This is a genomic window from Pseudomonas sp. JAI111, assembly GCF_024809425.1.
In the GTDB taxonomy this organism is placed as follows: domain Bacteria; phylum Pseudomonadota; class Gammaproteobacteria; order Pseudomonadales; family Pseudomonadaceae; genus Aquipseudomonas.
On record NZ_JANUCB010000020.1, the window covers coordinates 1 to 1,614 of the forward strand.

General features: G+C 52.9%; 2 rRNA genes (1 of these 2 only partly in view). Both read right to left on the reverse strand.

Annotated features, from left to right (window positions below):
* Positions 1-86: ribosomal RNA gene (gene rrf, locus HNR03_RS31665) — 5S ribosomal RNA — on the reverse strand; the annotation flags it as partial.
* A 163-nt stretch (positions 87-249) separates the two neighbouring features.
* A 23S ribosomal RNA gene (locus HNR03_RS31670) occupies positions 250-1,614 on the reverse strand; it runs 1,588 nt beyond the window's last position.

Below are 1,614 nucleotides of genomic sequence, written 5' to 3' on the forward strand. Positions count from 1 at the left end.
AACCCCACACTACCATCGGCGATGCATCGTTTCACTGCTGAGTTCGGGATGGGATCAGGTGGTTCCAATGCTCTATGGTCGTCAAGAAATTCGGTAGCCAGGTCGTGTTCTCTTGCGAGGTCACGCTCCAGCGAATGGGTATGTGATAGTTTTCGGTGTTTTGCGAGTCTTCTCGAACTTTCGGTTCGTTTCGTCTTCACACACCGCAATCTGGTGCCTTCTCAGGTCAGCAAATTGCTTGGGTGTTATATGGTCAAGCCTCACGGGCAATTAGTATTGGTTAGCTCAACGCCTCACAGCGCTTACACACCCAACCTATCAACGTCGTAGTCTTCGACGGCCCTTCAGGGGACTCAAGGTCCCAGTGAGATCTCATCTTGAGGCTAGTTTCCCGCTTAGATGCTTTCAGCGGTTATCTATTCCGAACATAGCTACCCGGCAATGCCACTGGCGTGACAACCGGAACACCAGAGGTTCGTCCACTCCGGTCCTCTCGTACTAGGAGCAGCCCCTCTCAAATCTCAAACGTCCACGGCAGATAGGGACCGAACTGTCTCACGACGTTCTAAACCCAGCTCGCGTACCACTTTAAATGGCGAACAGCCATACCCTTGGGACCGGCTTCAGCCCCAGGATGTGATGAGCCGACATCGAGGTGCCAAACACCGCCGTCGATATGAACTCTTGGGCGGTATCAGCCTGTTATCCCCGGAGTACCTTTTATCCGTTGAGCGATGGCCCTTCCATACAGAACCACCGGATCACTAAGACCTACTTTCGTACCTGCTCGACGTGTCTGTCTCGCAGTCAAGCGCGCTTTTGCCTTTATACTCTACGACCGATTTCCGACCGGTCTGAGCGCACCTTCGTACTCCTCCGTTACTCTTTAGGAGGAGACCGCCCCAGTCAAACTACCCACCATACACTGTCCTCGATCCGGATAACGGACCTGAGTTAGAACCTCAAAGTTGCCAGGGTGGTATTTCAAGGTTGGCTCCACGCGAACTGGCGTCCACGCTTCAAAGCCTCCCACCTATCCTACACAAGCAAATTCAAAGTCCAGTGCAAAGCTATAGTAAAGGTTCACGGGGTCTTTCCGTCTAGCCGCGGATACACTGCATCTTCACAGCGATTTCAATTTCACTGAGTCTCGGGTGGAGACAGCGCCGCCATCGTTACGCCATTCGTGCAGGTCGGAACTTACCCGACAAGGAATTTCGCTACCTTAGGACCGTTATAGTTACGGCCGCCGTTTACCGGGGCTTCGATCAAGAGCTTCGCGTTAGCTAACCCCATCAATTAACCTTCCGGCACCGGGCAGGCGTCACACCCTATACGTCCACTTTCGTGTTTGCAGAGTGCTGTGTTTTTAATAAACAGTCGCAGCGGCCTGGTATCTTCGACCGGCATGGGCTTACGCAGTAAATGCTTCACCCTCACCGGCGCACCTTCTCCCGAAGTTACGGTGCCATTTTGCCTAGTTCCTTCACCCGAGTTCTCTCAAGCGCCTTGGTATTCTCTACCCAACCACCTGTGTCGGTTTGGGGTACGGTTCCTGGTTACCTGAAGCTTAGAAGCTTTTCTTGGAAGCATGGCATCAACCACTTCGTGTTC